We start from the raw sequence: 16,779 nt of genomic DNA on the forward strand, positions 1-16,779 counted from the left end.
GGGACCCGGGGAGAGAAGATGAAAAATAGATGACAAGTGCCCACAGGCACCGCCGAAAACAAGAGGTGTCTTCCCCGGGTTCGGTGGAACCGCGTTATTGGATCTCATGCCGATCGAATGGCGTCGGCGAGTTCGCCGGAGTCGCCGATCGAGCAGTTCCGCCTGCATCCGTGCCCGCCGGTTTCACCGTCTCGCCGTAACGCGGGCCTCGCCGCCGTCAGCTCGTGCGGCCCTCCCGAGGCGGCCGGGACAACGCGTCCGCCAGAGCGTTGTCGACGCGATGTGCCTCGCGCAGGGTCTTCTTCGCCCGCGAATCCCCCAGGTCCTCGTACACCTCGGCGAGGCTCGCCAAGGCATCGAGCAGCGTCGTGGACGGTCCGGGCAGGTTCTCCCGGCAGTGGCGCACGACGGCCTCAAGGTGGTCGCGGGCGGACTCGAGGTCGCCCGCCGCGCGGCACGCTCTCGCCGTGTTCAGCTCGATCTGGGTCCAGCCGTAGCCGCCGGGACCGACCAGGCGTGACGCCTCGTCGAGCAGGGCGCGGCCCGAACGCAGCCGATCGTCCCTGCCGCGAGCGTCACCGGGCCGGGACGTCAGGAGCATGGCCGCGTGGTCGTTGAGCGCCTTGACGAGGATCCCGCGTACGTAGCTCTCCGGCTCGTCCGCGTAGGCGTTTCGCAGGATCTCCACCGCTCGGGCGTGCGCTTGTTCCGCCGCGTCCAACCGGCCCGCCGAGCCGAGGAACGTGCCGTGGATGTTGAGACTCTCGGCATAGGTCACACTGTTGGTCCCGAGCGTTCCCGCCAGATGGTCCAAAGACCGCTCGGACGCGGCCAGCGCATCCTCGACACGGTTCGCGGCGTGGTGCGCCAGCGCGAGGTTGCCGAGGCAGTCGCCGTGCAGTTCCGCATCGGCGGCACCGAGGTCCGTACTGGTCGCGACCGCGCGTTCGGCCAGGGCGGTGGCCAGATCGGGGTCCTCCATGCCCTCCCGCGCGTAGACCGAGGCGCGGTCGAGAAGGTACGCGACGTCGCCCAGCCGGACCTGCGCCCGCTCGGCGGCCTCGCACACCGCCAGGACGTGCGGGTAGCCGAGCCGCCACTCGTCCCACGAGGCGCTGTGGTGCGTGTCGGGCCGCAGCGCGTGCGTGAGGAACTGCAGGACGGTCGCCGTCCAGTGCGCGTCACGTTCGGGCGTGACCTGGTCGGCGACGTGTCCGCGCACGCTCTCCTGCATGACGACGGAGTCACCGTCGAGGACGAGCAGACCACGGTCGCGCAGCGCCGCACAGGTGGCGCGCAGGGCGGCGGGCTCGGCGCACACGCCGTCCACCGGAGGCGGCAGGCAGTCCCCGCCCTCCCGCAACGCCGCCTGGGGGAAGGGCCGGTCGGCGGCCAGCCGGGCGATCACCTGCAGGAGCCCGCGCCCGGCGGGCATGCGCGTGCCGAGGCGTTCCCACTCGTACGCGAACGTGGTCGCGTCCATGCGCGATCCGTCAGGTAGGTCGGTCGACAGGGCCGTCCGAAGCTCGGCCGCCAGCGTCAGCACACCCGCCAGGGAGTCCTTGTCGCCGCGCGCCCCTCCGGCCCACATCAGGCTCTGGACCCGGCCGCGCCGGGCCAACGGCGTCCTGGCGGGGGTGTCGCTGGGGAGCAGGTCGGGATGCGCGTCGTACAGCTCTGCCGGGGAGAGTCCCTCGTCCACGTACCTCGCCCAGCAGCGGATGGCGCGCCGGGCCGGAGTCCTCGCCTCGCCGGAATCCGTCTCCTCCGTCTCGAGTTCCAGCAGCCGACGGCGGACACGCGCCACCATCCACCGCCCACGGTCGTGCGCCGGGAGATCCGCCGGCCCCAGGCCGGTGAACGCGGGGTGCCCGGCGACCTTCTCCAGCGCCACGCGTTCCTCGGCGCGCGTGCAGCCCCTGCGCTGCTTCCGCACGACGTCGCGTACCGTGACCAGCCCGCTGGCGAGAGTCCGCCACGTCTCCGGGGCGGTGTCACCGACCATGGATCCTCCCGGTCTTCATTCGATCGCCGTTGTTTTCATTCGTTCTCGTTGTTCGAGTGCCGGTCATGGACGACCGCCTCACCTCCGCGCCGGGCGCGACCCGCCGCTCCCACCTCTTCGTCTGCGACGAGTGGTCCGCGACCAAGGGGGGCATCTCCGTGCTCAACCGGAAGCTCGCCGTCACCGTCGCGAGGCAGGGCCACGAGTCGATGTGCCTGGTCCGGTCGGCGACGAACGCCGAACACGAGGACGCCGCGCGCCACGGCGTCCGGCTGTTCACGGCGGAACGGACTCCCGCCGGCCCGGACCTCCACCTGCCGGTGGCGGAGGTACTCGACCGCTCGCCCGACATCGTGATCGGGCACGACCGCGTCTCCGGGCACATCGCCTGGCTGTACGCGCGGAAGTACGGACACGCGCGCCTCGTGCACATCGTGCACACGGCACCGGCCGAGATCGAGCCTTACAAGGGCAGGCTCGACGCCGCCCAGCGCGTCGAGGACCGCGAGGCGTTCACCACGGACATCGCCCGGCACACCGACGTGATCGCCGCGGTCGGTCCCCGCCTGACGCGGTACGTCACGGGCCTGCTGGAGGACGGCTACGGCGACGTGTCGGTCTTCCGGCTCGACCCGTGCCTCGATCTGGACGAGGACGCGGCCGGGCGCCGCCGCCGGATCCCGTCCAGGCCGAACGTCATGGTCCTCGGCCGGACCGGCGACATCGAACTCAAGGGCCTGGACATCGCGAGCGGGGCGGTCGCCGCGCTCACCCCGCGTGCCGGGCAGCCGCCACCCGTCCTCTTCGTACGCGGGGCGCCCGCTCCGGCGTGCGAACAGGTCCGCACGACCCTGGTGGCGGCGAGCGGCCTCGCCCGTGGACGCGTGGACGTGCGGCCCTTCACCGAGAACGCCGCCGCGGTCCGGCGTGACCTGAGGCACGCGGCGCTGTGCGTGATGCCGTCGCGCGCGGAGGGGTTCGGCCTGGTCGCGTGGGAGGCCATCGCGGTGGGCACCCCGGTTCTGGTCAGCTCGCAGAGCGGAGCCGCGGAACTCCTGCGGGAGCGGCTGGGCGCCACGGCGGAGAGGATGGTGGTGGACGTGACCGACACCCTGTCCCAGGACGTACGCGCATGGCATCGGGCGATCAGCCTGGTCCTCGATGACCTCCCCTCCGCCTTCGCGTTCGCGCACGAGGTACGGACGGAGCTGGCCGGGCCCCCGTGGTCCTCCGTGATCGACTCGCTGCACGCCCGTCTGTACGGCGCCCGGCACGCCGAGCCGCGACGCGCGGAGGGTCACGGCGCGGAGCCGAGCTCGGTGAGCAAGGACTCCGCCTCGTTGGCCTCGGCGGCGCCGATCCTGCGATAGATCGCCAAAGCCTCGCGGGTTCGGTCCCGCGCGGTCCGGAGATCGCCCCGAGCCCTGGCCGCCACGCCGATCCCGGCGAGCGCCGCCGCCTCCTCCAGCGGGCTGCCGAACTCGCGAACCAGGCCGAGCGCCCGCTCGTGCGCGACGGCGGACGCCGGAGCGTCGCCGGCGGCGGCCTCCAGCCGACCCAGCGAGTTGTCCGTGGCGACCAGGCCGAGCCGTTCGCCGAGCCGTTCGTACCGGTCCCGCGCCCCGGCCAGGCGCCGCCGGGCCTCCTCGAGCCGCCCCGCCGCCACGAGGAGGTCGGCGAGCTCCTTCAGCGCGCACGCGGTCCCCAGCTCCTCACCGATCTCCTCGTACCGGGCGAGCGACTCGCCGAACGCCCGTTCCGCCTCCTCGTGCTCGCCCAGACGGGTCAGCGCCGCGCCCATGTCGATCAGTATTTCCGCTTCGAGCGACCGGTCGGCGAGCCGCCGCGCCTTCGTCCGCGCGTCGGTCAGGGTCGCGACCGCCTCGCGGTAGCGGCCCATCAGCCGGAGCACGCTGCCGAGCACCGTCTGACACTGGACCTCGGTCAGGTCGATCCCCAGGTCACGTGAGAGCACCATGGCCTCGTGGAGCGCCTGCTGCGCCTTGTCGTACTCGTCCGTGAAGTACCAGGTACAGCCGAGGTTCTTCAGCGCCATCGAGGCGCCGAAGCCGTTGCCCAGCTCACGGTGGATCCGCAGCGCCTCGGTCAGCACCCGCTCCGCGTCGCCGTACTCGTCGAGCAGGTAGTGCAGCGTGCCGATCTCGACGAGCGCGTAGGCCGTCCGCTCCCGGTCACCGATCGTCTCGGCCCGGTCCAGCGCCGCGTGCAGCGCGGTACGGGCGCCGTCGTACCGACCGGTGAGGAAGAGGGCGCTGCCCTGCTCCAGGAGGACCGCGACCTGTCCCTGCTCGTCGCCGGACGCCGTGTAGAGCACCGACGCGGACGCCAGGGTGCGCTCCGCGCGGTCGTACCGGCCGTGCTGGGCCAGGGCGCCACCGAGTTCGAGGAGGGCCGCCGCCTCACGCGCCGGATCCCCGAGCGTACGCGCCGCCGCCACCGCGCGTTCCTGGACGTTCGCGGCGACGTCCCACGGTCCGCTCAGGCGCAGGTAACGGGAGATCGCCCCGGTCAGCGTCACGGTCCGCGACGGTTCGTCGTCCACGGTGTCGAGGCAGGCGAGCAGGTTCGCCCGTTCGGCCGTCATCCATGCCAGGGCGGCGGCACGATCTCCGAGGCTCGGCAACGGTCCGTCGTAGGTCGGCGTGGCGGTGGCGGGGGACGGGATCGGCCGCAGCCGGTCGTCGGAGATCGCGGCGGTGTCCTGGTAGTAGTCGAGCAGACGCCCCAGTGACCTGCGCCGATCGTCGGGGTCGGCGGCCAGGCCGCGCAGGAACTCGGCGATCAGGTCGTGGAGTTCGAACCGCCCGAAGGTGTGCTCGTCGAGCAGGTTCTCGTCGAACAGCGCCTCCAGATGCCGGGCGCTGACGCGGTACGGCGTACCGGCCAGCGCGGCACCCGCGTAGGCGTCGATGTCGGTGCCCGGATGCAGGCTGAGCGCGTGGAAGAAGGACCGGCGGGCCGGGGACAGCGCCTCGTAGGACAGTTCGAACGCGGCCGCCACCCGGTGATGACGGACCCGCATCGCCGCTAATCGGCTGACACCGTCGCGCATCTCCCCGACGAGGTGCTCCACGGTCATCGCCTTCCGGGTACGCAGGCGGCCACCGAGCATGGCGATGGCGAGTGGCAGGTACCCGCAGAGCTCCACGAGTTCGCCGACCGGGCTGCCCGGCGGCAGCGGGCGTCCGGCCACCCGGCGGAACATCAGCGCGGCGTCCTCGGGCGACAACACGTCGAGCGCGATCGTCACCGCGTCCAGGCGCGCCAGCCGACGTCGGCTGGTGATCAGGACGAGGCTCGACGGGGCGTTGGGCAGGAGCGGCCGGACCTGGGACTCCTCCGCCACGTTGTCGAGTACCAGCAGGAAGCGCTGGTCCGCCATGCGGCTTCGCCAGAGCGCCGCGCGGTCGTCCAGCGAGGCGGGCAGCCGCCGTCCGGGGACGCCGACGGCGGACAGCAGCGAAGCCAACGCCTCCAGCGGCGTCAGGGGGCGCCGCCCCGGAGTGTGCCCGTGCAGGTCGATGAAGAGCCGCCCGTCGGGGAACCGCGCCGCGAGGGTGTGGGCGACATGCGTGACGAAGGCGGACTTGCCGACGCCCGGCTTGCCGTCGACGGCGTGCACGGCGATGACGCCGCCCGTACGCGCCTCCGCGACGGCGCGGCGCACCGCGTCGATCTCGGCGGTACGGCCGGTGAAGGACGGGGTGTCCGGCCGTAGTTGGTTGGCCACGGGAACCTGGGCGGCCGGGTCCACGTCCGCGAGGGTGTCGATCGCGGCGTGCAGGGCGAGGACGTCCGCGCGCCGCCGCTCCGCCACCCGCGCCGACGTCGCCGACCGGGACAGGCAGTGGTCGATCCAGAGCTGGACCAACGACCGGTCGGGGGTCTTCTTCCAGTCGCCGCGCTCGATCTCCGAAACCCGGCTGACCGACCTGCCGATCACCCGGGCGACGGCGCCCTGGGTGAGCCTTGCGTCCCTGCGCAGGCGGGCGAGTTCGCGGCCCAGTGCCGCCGTGCCCGAATCCACCATGCCGTGCCTTCCATCGGAAGGAATTCTGGTGCGGGACGGCATACGATACCGGCCTCACCTGGACTCATCCGTGCCGTTTCACCGACATTCCGGAATTCGGGCTGGTGCGTGTGTCAGCGCCGAGGCTGTCGTGCATGAATCGGAGCAGGCGGAGGCCCCCGCGTTTCCTGGCCATCGTCGACGAATGGTCGCCGGCGAAGGGTGGCGTGTCGGCGTTCAACCGGGCGCTGACGACCGCGCTCGTCCGGTGCGGGCATCCCACGGCGTGCCTGGTGGAGCGTGCGACCCCGAGTGAGTTCGCGGACGCCTCGGCACGGGGCGTGACGCTGCTGACCGCCGAAGAACTCCCGGGCGGTCCGTCGTTGCTCGTACCGTCCGCCGGCGCCCTGGAGTTCGGGGCCGACGTCGTCCTCGGACACGACCGGTTCAGCGGCCCGGCGGCATGGGCGTACGCGCACCGCTATCTCGGCGTACGGCTCGCGCACATCATCCACACGGCGCCGGTGGAGATCGAGCGGTACAAGAGCACCGGAGAGGCGACCCGCCGCACCGAGGAGAAGGAGGCCGTGAACCTGCGCGTCGCCGCCGACGCGTACGTCACCGCCGCGGTAGGGCCGCGTCTGGCGCGCTACGCGATGGACCTGCTGGAGGACGGACGCGGGCGACCTCGGGTCGTCCAGCTCGACCCGGGCATCGAGGTGGGGACGGCGGACGTCCGGTGTCCTCCGGTGAAGCCGCGGGTGCTCGTCCTCGGCCGCACCGGCGACGTCGTGCTCAAGGGACTGGACCTGGCGGCCCACGCCGTGAACGGTGTCGGCGCCCCCGGCGGGCCACCCCTGGAACTGCTGGTCCGAGGCGCCCCGGCGGCGGAGTGCGACGCGTTGCACGGCGAGCTCGTCGCCCTGTCCGGGCTCGCCCGCGAGCGGATCGACGTCCGCCCCTACACCACCGACCCGGCAGAGCTCCGGCGGGACATGGCGCGGTCGGCGCTCTGCCTCCTGCCCTCGCGCGTGGAGGGCTTCGGGCTCGTGGCCTTCGAGGCGATCGCGGCGGGGACGCCCGTGCTGGTCAGCGCCAAGAGCGGCGCGGCCGAACTGCTCCGCGCGACGCTCGGGCGCAGCGCCGAGCCGATGGTCGTCGACATCACCGACGACCTCGGGACCGACGTGGCGCGCTGGCGCATGGCCGTCGGCGCGGTGATGGCCGACCCGGCGGCCGCCTTCGCCTACGCGCACGAGATGCGGCACCGCCTCGCGGGCCGGCTCAGCTGGGACGCCACGGCCGCCAGTCTGGTCCGCGCGGTCACCGGGGACACGGCTTCGGCGACTTTCACCAAGCCGATCCCGGACCTGTCCGGTGACGCTGTGCTCCAGTAGGTCAACCGTGTTGTCCGGAAGGGGCACGGGCTTCCTGGACGGCGAGTACGCGGCGGTGGCGGGGACGGTGCGTTCGGCGGACCGGTTCCGCGTCATCGTGCGCGTCCGGTTCATCGCCGCCTACGGCAACCAGGTCGCCGTCCCCGAACGGGCGTTCGCGGACGCGCTGCCGCCGATCGCGTGCCGGGGGCGGATCCGCCGGCCGCGCGCGCTCGGGCGCCGAGAACTCAGCGCGCGGCCCGCGCCGCCTCGGCCACAGGAAGCCGCAGGCGCTCGAACGCCTCGGCGGCTTCTGCGCGGCTGACCCGCGAGCGGCCGGTCTCCCCGACGAGTTCGTACGCGTCGGCGAGGTCGGCCAGGACGTGCGCCTCCCAGAAGCGGTCGTCGAGCCGCTGATTCAGCTCGCGTGCGCGCAGGAGACATCCGATCGCGTCCCGGGGGCGGCCAAGCCGGAGCTCGACCCGGCCGAGCGTGCGCAGCGCGTCCGCCTCCCCCTCGGTGAAGGCGAGACGTTCGTACAGGGCCAGCGCGCGCTTGGCGTGGACGCGCGACCGTTCGTCCAGGCCGAGCAGAAGCTGCTGTCGGGCCAGCGCGTTGAGTCCGTCGGCCCGCGCCAGGAGGTCACCCATGCCCGCGGTCAGCGCCAGCGCCGCCTCGGCGTGCCGCAATGCCTCGTGCCGACCGCCGCGCGCCTCCCACAGGCGGACGAGCGACAGGTGCGCCTGGAAGACGCCACGGGCGTCGCCCAGGGCCCGGCACTCCTCCAACGAGGTCTCCAGCAACTCGTGCGCTTCCTCCACCTCGCCCAGTCGCGTGAGGCCATCGGCCAGGAGGCGTTTACCGACGGCACGGACCAGCGGCGTCCCGGCCCGCTCGGCGGCGGCCAGGCCGATCCGGTGCAGCCGCACCCGCTCGCCGCGTCGGCCGGTCCGGCGGAGGAAGACGGTGACCGCCCACGTGAGCTGCCAGGCGTGAGCGTCGTACCCGTGCGCGGCGGCCTGGGCGATCATCGCCCGCAGCGTGGGCAACTCGGCTGTGAACCAGCTCATCGCGCCGTCGACGGTGGAGGTCGCGGCCATCGGCCACGGGCGTCCCGGGGACGGCAGTTCGTCGGCCCGGTACGGCCGGAGGCGCTGACTGGCGCGGACGGCTCCGTACACGTAGTAATCGAGGACGCGTCGCAGGGCGGCACGTCGCTCCCCGGATGACGCCTCCTCGGCCCGTTGCCGGGCGAACGCCCGCAGCAGGTCGTGCGACCTGAATCGCCCGTCGGCCCGCTCCTCCAGCAGGTTCACGCGGACGAGAACGGCCAGGATCCGCGCGGCCGTCTCCGCAGACACGCCGCCCAGCAGCGCCGCACAGGCATACTCGTCCGTGTCGGGGCCCGGATGCGTGCCGAGCAGCCGGAACAGGCGAGCGGCCGGGTCGGGAAGAAGGGAGTACGACGTCTGGAACACCGTCCGCAGGTCGAGGTCTGGTTCGTCGGAGCCGAGAGCGTCCAGCCGGTGCTGTACGTCGCGCAGCCGATCGACGAGGCAGGTCAGCGGCCTGCGGCCGACGCGGGCGGATGCCACGCTGAGCGCCAGCGGCAGGCGCGAGCAGAGCTCGACCAGCTCGTCCGTCGCCGCCGGCTCCGCACCGACCCGGTGGGCGCCGAGACGGTTCTCCAGCAGTCCTCGCGCATCCCCGGCGGGCAGCACGCCGAGGCTCACGCAGTGCGCGCCCTCCCGGACGGCCAGGCTCTCGAGGCGGTTCCGGCTGGTGATGATCACCAGGCAGGAGGGGCTGCCGGGCAGCAGCGGGCGTACCTGAGCGGCGGTCCGGGCGTTGTCCAGGAAGACCAGCGCGCGGCGACCCGCCATCAGGCTCCGGTAGAGCGCGATCTTGCCGTCCAGGCCGGTGGGGATGGCCTCGGGCGCGGCGCCGAGCGCCTGGAGAAATCCGTGCAGCGCCTGCTCCGGCGGGACCGGCAGTTCCGGGTCGAAGCCGTGCAGGTTCACGTGGAACTGACCGTCCGGATAGCCGCTCGCGAGGCGGTGCGCCCAGTGGAGTCCGAGAGTCGTCTTGCCCACGCCCGCCGTACCGTCGATGGCGGCGATGACGACCGTGTCCGCACCGGCCTCGGCGCGGACGGCGTCCAGCCGGGCGAGCTCCGGGCGGCGGCCGACGAACCCGGCGATCGCGGGGGGAAGCTGGCGCGGCAGGGGAGTCACCACCCGGCCGTGTGGCGCTCCGGGTCCGAAGTCGCGCGCGGTGCGCCGCCCTACCTCGATCTCGTCGCGGACGGTACTCAGCCGGCGTAACTCGAGGTCGGTGGCGCCGAGGGTGTGCAGCAGCCGGTCGAAGACCTCACCGCGCGGCAGCGTCGTGCCGTTGAGGTAGGCGTACAAGCTGCTCCGTGAGACGTTCAGCCGCCGGGCGAGCAGGCCACGGTCGATGGCGTGTCCGCGCCGTCTCTCCGCGCGGAGGATCAGCAGGGAGAGTTCGGCGGCCAACCGTCTCCTGGGATCGGCGGTCTCCTCGGCGGCCCCGCGACTGGTCTCATCGGACATGATCCCCTCCGCGTTGCCGGCGCGTTCGGCCGGACGCGGCGTCCAGGATAGTCGAGGCGGTTCTCGCGGGAGTCCAGCGTTTTCCAGCTTCGAAGGTGGAGGGGGACGGTGCCGTGTTTCGGTGTCCGTGACGACGACGGCGGCGGGCCGGGCACGGGCACGGGGAGCGAGGTGCGCACCGCCGATGAGACGCGAGACGAGGCGGCACCGGCGCCGCTCTCCCCCAGGTCCGGCGCCGGTGCGGTCGTGGTCACCGGACGGTGTGCCCCTGTCGGCGGCGACCGGTGACCCGGACGCGCTCGCCGTCCCACATCCAGCTCACGGGAGGGGAACGTGGACCCGGACAACCGTAGGTAAGGCGGCCCACCGCTGCTCGGCCTCGTAGCGGACACTAAGACGACGATCGTCTATCGGACCGTGTCGAGTGCCCGCCTCCCAGGGTGTGGCGGCAGGCCGAGGGGCCGGCCGGCACGATCACCCCTGACGCGATGACCACCGAGGCTCCTCCCACCACCGGGCGCCGTAGGCCAGGCCGAGTTGGAGCCGTGAGAAGTGGAGGCTGACTTCACCGGCGTCCGCGAGTTCGAGTAGTTCGCGCTCGTCGGTGAAGTCGTCGACCAGACCCCTCGGCAGCGCCGGAACGCGCCACACGGCGGCCGGTGGATGGTCCGGGTCGAACCACACCGTCAGGTCGAAGGAGTGGCACGGCCTGACCGGTTGGTAGGTGTAGTGGGGCGCCATCCGCTCGCCTGCGGGAAAGGTGAAGCGAACGGTGAGCCGGTGCGGGTCGCCCCGCCGAAGAGGGGCGGGCAGGGCGATCCGGTAGCGAAAATAGGTGGGGCCGGGCCGCTCAGCGTCGACGAGCCGCCCGCCGTCGATCAGCTCGAATCCCAGGTCGGAGACCACCGGGTCGTCCGGACGGCGCGGCACGGTCGTCGAGACGATGATCTCCTTGAGCCCATCGGTCGCGGACACGACCTCGCGCTCTTCGGTGATCTGGGGGGCGGGTCCGCGAAGCCGGACCACCGACCGCAGCGCGTTCACGGACCAGCCAAGGGGGGCGTACGGGCTGTCGTCGATGGCTCCGGCCATGGCAGCGATCCGGTTCACCGAACTCGCGACCGCACGCTGCGCGGTGCGGAAGGTACGGTCGATCCTCGCGGCGAGCCAGAGGGTGCGCTCCCGCAGGAACCTGTCCCGGGCCTCCTCGTGCAGTCCGGCGGCGACGAGGAACGCGATCCGAAGGTCACCCGGCAGATCGGTCGCCAGACTCCGGAGCCGGAGTCCGACCTTGTTGATTTTGATCTCTGGCGAGTCGGAATCGCTGATCGCGCAAAGTCGGCCGAGGGCCGAGTCGCTTTCAACCGTCACCGCGTGATCGAGTACGCCACGCCCTCTGATCGCGAGACGTATCTCCTGAGCCAGCGCATCGCTCACAACACCCAGAATAGTGATGATCCGCCTTATTGGTGGCGGCTAGCGAGGTCGTGTCATCTTTTTTTCATCTTCATCTCTCGCGTCCCTTATGGCAGTTTGATTCGTGGCTCGATCGGTCTCGCCCGGTCGGACGGGGGTCATCTTCTTAGCCGATTGAAGGTGTGTCGTGGGAATCTTCATCTTCATCCTCATCGTGGTCTGCGGTCTCGCCGGCGTGACGTTCATGCAGGTCGCCGCCCGGGGAGTGCTCGTCGTCACCGTGCCCTACCCGGCGGAGGTCGCCCGGTCGGTCGTCCGCGAGAGCTTCGGACTGGTGTGGGACAAATTCGCCGAGGGCGACGGCACGGACAACTTCCAGGCCCGGCTCCGGCGACACCCGCCGACCCTGTCGGCCGAGTACGAACCGGCCGAGGACGGCGGCTGTGTCGTCAAGCTGTGGGCGTCACGGTTCGTGAGCTACTACGGGGTCATGGGGCACGCGCAGCTCATCTGGCGCAAGCGCCGGTACGTGGCGCGCAAACTGCAGGGAGCCGTTCCGGCGGACCTGGCCGAGCGGTGAAGGGGAATGGCAATGGGAAACGACCTTTCGGCCTTTAGCAGCCGGGTGAACCGCGCGCTCGCGAGCCACCTGACGGTGCTCGGCGAGCTGCTCACGGGCGGGGAGCGGGTCATCGACGTGGTGGAGACCGGCGTGGCCGCCAACCGGATAGTGCCGAAGCTGGACAGCGTCCTCGCGCTGACGAACCGGAAGCTCGTCATCGTCCACGGCAACATGTTCCTGCGGCCGAAGGGACACACCGCGATCAACCTCGGCGAGATCCTGGACGTCGGATTCGACAAGGGCAGCATGCGCGCGAAGCCCGGACTGCAGAACGTGCTCACGATCAACTCACGGGTGGGCACCTTTCACCTCAACGTGTACGACAAGTCCGGGCCGGCGTGGCCACGGATGATCGCCGATCAGATGCACGGGAGCCAGGCGCCGGCGCCTGGTGACATCGCCGCTCAGCTCAAGCACCTCTCCGAGCTCCGGGAGGCCGGGCACCTCTCCGCCGGTGAGTTCGCCGCCGCCAAGGCCCGGCTGCTGGGCGGCTGACCCCCCGCACGTTCACCCGAGGACCGACCCCGGCGCAGCGAGGAGAGGACGTACGTGTCAGCAGACATCGTCCGAGAGTTCGTCACGGTGGAGAACCCGAAGGAGCTTTCCCTGCTCCGCACGACCGCCGCAGATTTCGGGCTGACCGTGGAGGAGGTTCGTACCCGCGAGATCGGGGTGGTGACCGCGGTCTTCCTCGTCGGGACCATGGTGTTGGTACGCGACGCCCTGCAGTCCTTCGCCGACCGCCGTCAGGGCGGCCAGGTCATCGACCTCCGCCCCGGCCGTACGCTGACGCGCCGCGACCCGAACCTGCTGTACGGCCTCGTGCTCATCGTCGCCGAGGACGGCGAGATCCAGATCCGGGTCTGGGAGCCGAAGGACAACTTCCAGACGGCCGTGACGGAGATCCTCGCCGCGATCACCTCGGCGGGAGCGACGGCGGTGGCCGACGTCTCGAAGGCGACCGCTGAGATCGTCGCGAGCCGTGGCCATACGGTCGACCGGCACGGCGAGGACGGGCGGCCGTGAGGTATCCGTGGCTGGAACCCGTCACCGGCGACACCGCCTCGCCCGGGTGGCGGCTGGCCGGTGCCGACCTGCCGCGGGCGCTCCGGCTCCTCGACGAGGAGGACCTCGCCGAGGGCACCGTACCGAGCGCGGTGCGCGTCGCCGAGGCGCTGCGCCGGGCCGGACGGTGCGAACAGGCCCTCGCGCGGCTGGAGATCGCCGGTGTTCGCGCCACGTCGGCGGCGGACCGGGCACTGCTCGACTTCTGCGTCGGCATGGTGCGGTGGAGTCTGGCCGCACCCGGGCGTGGTGCCGAACTCGCGTTCAGACGTTCTCTGGAGTCGGCCGCCGGTCACGAACCGGCGATGATCGCCGCCCGGCTCGGGATCCTCCGCAGCCGCCGGGTCAACGCGCCGAAAGGGGGCTGGGGCGAAGCCTGCGCCCTCCTCGCCGCGGCGGCCGATGTGGAGGACCCCCACCTTCTGGCCGACGCGCGCCGCGAGACCGCCGCGTGGGCACTCCTGCGCGGTGAACACGACCGCGCGCTGACCCTGGCGGCGGAGGCCCGTCGCACGCACGAGAGCGCCGGTGACCGGTACCTCGCCGGGCTGGCCGACGTCCTGACGGCGCGGGCGCTCAGCGCGAAGGGCCGGAAGGACGCGGCCGTCGGGTCGCTGCGTACGTGCGTCCGCGTCGCCGAGACGATCGGCGCCGTCGACCTGTACCTGGTCGTCGTCGTCTTCCTTGGCCAGTTCCTCCAGCGGGGTGTGGCGCCCGACAGCCCGGACTGGGCCGAGGCCGAGGCCATGCTCCGCCATGCCCTCACCATCTCCTCCGACATGTGGACTGAGGCGGAGGTCCTGCTTCCCCTGGCGCACCTCTGGACAAGCGCCGGGATGGTCACCGAGGCCGAGCGGGCGCTGGAGCGGTACGGCCTGCTCTACCGAGCGCTGGGCGGAAACGTCATCGCGGCCGCGAATCTGGAGAAGGCGAGGGCCCGGCTCCAGCTCGTGAAGGCCGGGCGGCTGCCCTACGGCGGCTTCGACGCCGCGGCCGATCGGACCGGGGTCTTCCGGCTCGCCACCGTACGGCGGACCCTGCGCCGGGCCGAACGCCTGTACCGGCGCGGCGCGCTCCGTACCGGCGCCGACGGGGTGCGCTGGCACCGGGACCTGCTCGACGCGCTGTCCGCGCGAGGCTCAGGCACCGGAGGAGACGGCACGGACGCCGGATCCGAGCCGCTCGACGCCGCACGCGCCGCCCTGCTCAACGGCGAGAAGCTTCGGTCTCGCGGCCGGCTGGCGGCATCCGCGCGGGAGTTCCGCAACGCGCTCGACGGGGCGGTGCGCGCGGGCTCCACCCCGCTGGCCGTCGCCGCCGCGGCTCGCCGGGCCGAAGTCCTGTACGCGTCCGGTGACCTTCCCGGGGCGGCGTCGGCGACCCGTGACGCGATCCACCACGCCGAGTCCATCCGTGGCGCGGTCGACAACGGCCCCGCCCGCGCACATATGGCGCGTTTCCTGCGCGGACACTACGAACGCGCCGCCCTGCTGGCGGCCCGTACGGGCGACGCCGACCTGGCACTGGAGGTCGTCGAGCGGCTGCGCACGGAACGCCTCGCGGGCCTGCTCGGACAGCGCGAACGGATCGTGCTGCCGGATGACGTCGGCGTCCTGCTCGGCGAGTTGGACGGTCTGAACGAGGAGGTGGCCCGGCGGGAGAACGCTGGGGGCACGATCGGCCTCCGCGCCGCCCTCGACCTCGCCGGGCTGGACGCCGGTGAACTCGCCCGGCGCATCGAAGACGTGCGAACACGTCTGACCGAGGTGACCGGCGAGGCGTTCGTGGAGATCTACGACGATCCCCCCGCCGGGATCGGTGAGCTGTGCGCCGACATCGACCACGACGTGCTGGCGGTCGTCCCCGTCAGCGACGCCGACGGCGACCACGTCCTGTCGGTGTGGCGCAGCGCGGACGGACGAACGGCGGTCCGCGTGGTGCCGATGGACGACGAGCTGCGCACCCTCCGCGCGAAACTGACCGACACCGCCGAGAGCAATCGCGTGCCGCTGACGTCGGGCGACCTCGGCGGGGCGAGCGGGACGCTCCCTACCGAGCTGGTGGCCCACCTCCGCGCGGCGCCGGAGCCACGGTCGCTCACCGTCATCCCCGGCGGTTGGCTGTGGGGCCTGCCGTTCTGCGCCCTGCCCCTGGGAACGGGCCTGCTCGTGGACCACGCGGACGTTACCCTGCTTCCCTCCCTGCGCGCCGGGGCGATCCTGCGCCGACGCGGCCCCGGTACCCGGCTCGACGCCGCGGCGTTCTACGCCGACGCGACGATGACGGGGACGGCCGACCTGCGCGCGCTGGCCGGCTTCCCCGGCGGGTGCACGGAGCTCCGCGACCAGTCGGCGGCCCGTGCGGCGGTGACCCGAGGGGCCGACACGTACCGGCTGACCGTGCTCGCCGCGCACGGCGACCGGCAGCCGGGGCTGGCCCAGTCCGTCGTGTCCTCGACGGGAAACGCGATCGTCTCCGCCGCCCACTTCCTGGCCGCCGGAACGCGGCCGCCCCGGCAGCTCTCCTTCGCGACGTGTCACGGTCTGTACCCGGAGAACGACAACCCGCACGAGCCGCTCGGACTGGCGCTCTGCGCCCTCACGGCGGGCACCGAGTCGATGATCTCCGCCCATTTCGAGGTGGACTTCGGCCCGAGCCTGGCCGGCGACATCCTCAGCGCCGTCTACCTCGCGATGGCCGAGGGGGAGCGTCCGTCCTCGGCGCTGGCGCGCGCCCAGCGCGGCGTTCCCGACCGGGCACGGCAGCCGCTCTCGCGGTGGGCGGTGCTGGCGGTGCTGGGCACGCCCTGAGCGACGGCCCGGCCGACCGGATCTGTCGCGCGCGGGTCAGAGCTGATTGTCGTGGAGGAACGCGCGGACGAGTTCGTCGTAGCGGGACGGATCCTCCAGGAACGCCGCGTGGCCCCGGCTTTCCAGGACCGTGGGGGCGCCGCGCCACAGCGCGGCGTACGGAAGGGAGGCGATGTAGTCGTGGTCGATGAACGGATCGTCGCGCCCATCGATGATCGCGAGTGGGACCGGTGACCGCGCGACGAGCGCCTTCTGGTCGGAGTCATGGCCGCCGCTGAAGGAGGCGAACATGATGCGCCGCGCCCGCCCGTCCGTTCGCCGTACGTCCTCCACCACCCATCCCGGGGGCGGGGAGACCGTGATCTGCTCGGCGAACTCCGCCGCCTGGCCGGCCGTGATGTCCTCGGCACCCGCGTATCCGACGGTCGGCTGGAAGCCCTCCATCAGCGTGTCCTTGTTGACCGGTGGCGTACCCGTCACGACGAGCCCCGTGAGGCCGGGGAACCGCGGAATGAGTTCCAGGCCGATGTGCCCGCCGAGCGACCAGCCGACGACGACGGCCCGCTCGACGCCCAGCAGAGCAAGGAACTCGGCGATCGTCGCCGCGTATCCGCGTTGGGTGTAGGCGCGTTCGGGATCCGTGGCGTCGTCGGATTCGCCGTGGCCCAGCAGGTCCAGGGCCAGCAGCCGCCTCGGCCCGAAGTCATCGGCGAGCTGCGCGTGGAAGACCTTGCGCGACGCCGAGTTTCCGTGCACGAACAGCAGCGGCGGCGCGGAGAATGAACCGCCCGGATCGGTGTCCGTATAGGCGACCCGGCCGTATCTGGTTTCGGCGTATCGAGCAGGGCCCGGCAGCGACGATGATTCAAGACCATTTCCCAT

General features: G+C 72.2%; 12 protein-coding genes. 7 read left to right on the forward strand and 5 right to left on the reverse strand.

Going from position 1 to position 16,779, the window contains the following annotated elements; all coding sequences use genetic code 11:
* Positions 1 to 217: 217 nt before the first annotated feature.
* Positions 218 to 2,005 carry a tetratricopeptide repeat protein gene (locus ABEA10_RS17250; protein ID WP_345464774.1) on the reverse strand — a complete coding sequence of 596 codons (1,788 nt, stop codon included), beginning with the start codon at positions 2,003 to 2,005 and terminating at the stop codon, positions 218 to 220.
* Positions 2,006 to 2,070: 65 nt separating this feature from the next.
* Between ABEA10_RS17250 and ABEA10_RS17255 the strand changes: the two genes are divergently transcribed.
* Positions 2,071 to 3,375 (forward strand): glycosyltransferase family 4 protein, encoded by a 1,305-nt coding sequence (locus tag ABEA10_RS17255; RefSeq protein ID WP_345464776.1) that lies wholly within the window; start codon positions 2,071 to 2,073, stop codon positions 3,373 to 3,375.
* On the opposite strand, the gene ABEA10_RS17260 is transcribed toward ABEA10_RS17255, so the two are convergent.
* On the reverse strand, positions 3,303 to 6,056 hold the full coding sequence (locus ABEA10_RS17260; RefSeq protein WP_345464777.1) for an ATP-binding protein: 2,754 nt from the start codon (positions 6,054 to 6,056) through the stop codon (positions 3,303 to 3,305). The genes ABEA10_RS17255 and ABEA10_RS17260 overlap by 73 nt on opposite strands.
* A gap of 134 nt (positions 6,057 to 6,190) precedes the next feature.
* On the opposite strand from ABEA10_RS17260, the gene ABEA10_RS17265 reads away from it, so the two are divergent.
* A complete protein-coding gene (locus ABEA10_RS17265; protein ID WP_345464778.1) occupies positions 6,191 to 7,432 on the forward strand; it encodes a glycosyltransferase family 4 protein in 1,242 nt (413 codons plus the stop codon).
* A 227-nt stretch (positions 7,433 to 7,659) separates the two neighbouring features.
* Here the strand turns inward: ABEA10_RS17265 and ABEA10_RS17270 are convergent, their stop codons facing one another.
* Positions 7,660 to 9,984 (reverse strand): ATP-binding protein, encoded by a 2,325-nt coding sequence (locus tag ABEA10_RS17270; protein ID WP_345464779.1) that lies wholly within the window; start codon positions 9,982 to 9,984, stop codon positions 7,660 to 7,662.
* Between the two features lie 108 nt (positions 9,985 to 10,092).
* Between ABEA10_RS17270 and ABEA10_RS17275 the strand changes: the two genes are divergently transcribed.
* Positions 10,093 to 10,272, forward strand: coding sequence for a hypothetical protein (locus tag ABEA10_RS17275; RefSeq protein WP_345464780.1), 180 nt, complete (start codon positions 10,093 to 10,095; stop codon positions 10,270 to 10,272).
* A gap of 186 nt (positions 10,273 to 10,458) precedes the next feature.
* Here ABEA10_RS17275 and ABEA10_RS17280 read toward each other — a convergent pair whose 3' ends face one another.
* Positions 10,459 to 11,421 carry a hypothetical protein gene (locus ABEA10_RS17280; RefSeq protein ID WP_345464781.1) on the reverse strand — a complete coding sequence of 321 codons (963 nt, stop codon included), beginning with the start codon at positions 11,419 to 11,421 and terminating at the stop codon, positions 10,459 to 10,461.
* Between the two features lie 166 nt (positions 11,422 to 11,587).
* Between ABEA10_RS17280 and ABEA10_RS17285 the strand changes: the two genes are divergently transcribed.
* From ABEA10_RS17285 to ABEA10_RS17300, 4 genes are read left to right on the forward strand one after another with little or no spacing between them, the layout of a single operon-like run.
* Positions 11,588 to 11,980, forward strand: coding sequence for a hypothetical protein (locus ABEA10_RS17285; RefSeq protein ID WP_345464782.1), 393 nt, complete (start codon positions 11,588 to 11,590; stop codon positions 11,978 to 11,980).
* Between the two features lie 12 nt (positions 11,981 to 11,992).
* Positions 11,993 to 12,517 carry an SHOCT domain-containing protein gene (locus ABEA10_RS17290; protein WP_345464783.1) on the forward strand — a complete coding sequence of 175 codons (525 nt, stop codon included), beginning with the start codon at positions 11,993 to 11,995 and terminating at the stop codon, positions 12,515 to 12,517.
* Positions 12,518 to 12,571: 54 nt separating this feature from the next.
* On the forward strand, positions 12,572 to 13,048 hold the full coding sequence (locus ABEA10_RS17295) for a hypothetical protein (protein WP_345464784.1): 477 nt from the start codon (positions 12,572 to 12,574) through the stop codon (positions 13,046 to 13,048).
* Positions 13,045 to 15,897, forward strand: coding sequence for a CHAT domain-containing protein (locus ABEA10_RS17300; RefSeq protein ID WP_345464785.1), 2,853 nt, complete (start codon positions 13,045 to 13,047; stop codon positions 15,895 to 15,897). The genes ABEA10_RS17295 and ABEA10_RS17300 overlap by 4 nt, the downstream gene beginning before the upstream one ends.
* A gap of 36 nt (positions 15,898 to 15,933) precedes the next feature.
* On the opposite strand, the gene ABEA10_RS17305 is transcribed toward ABEA10_RS17300, so the two are convergent.
* Positions 15,934 to 16,779: an alpha/beta fold hydrolase gene (locus ABEA10_RS17305; protein ID WP_345464786.1), complete on the reverse strand. Its 846-nt coding sequence runs from the start codon at positions 16,777 to 16,779 to the stop codon at positions 15,934 to 15,936.

This window comes from Actinoallomurus oryzae, assembly GCF_039541955.1.
Classification (GTDB): domain Bacteria; phylum Actinomycetota; class Actinomycetes; order Streptosporangiales; family Streptosporangiaceae; genus Actinoallomurus; species Actinoallomurus oryzae.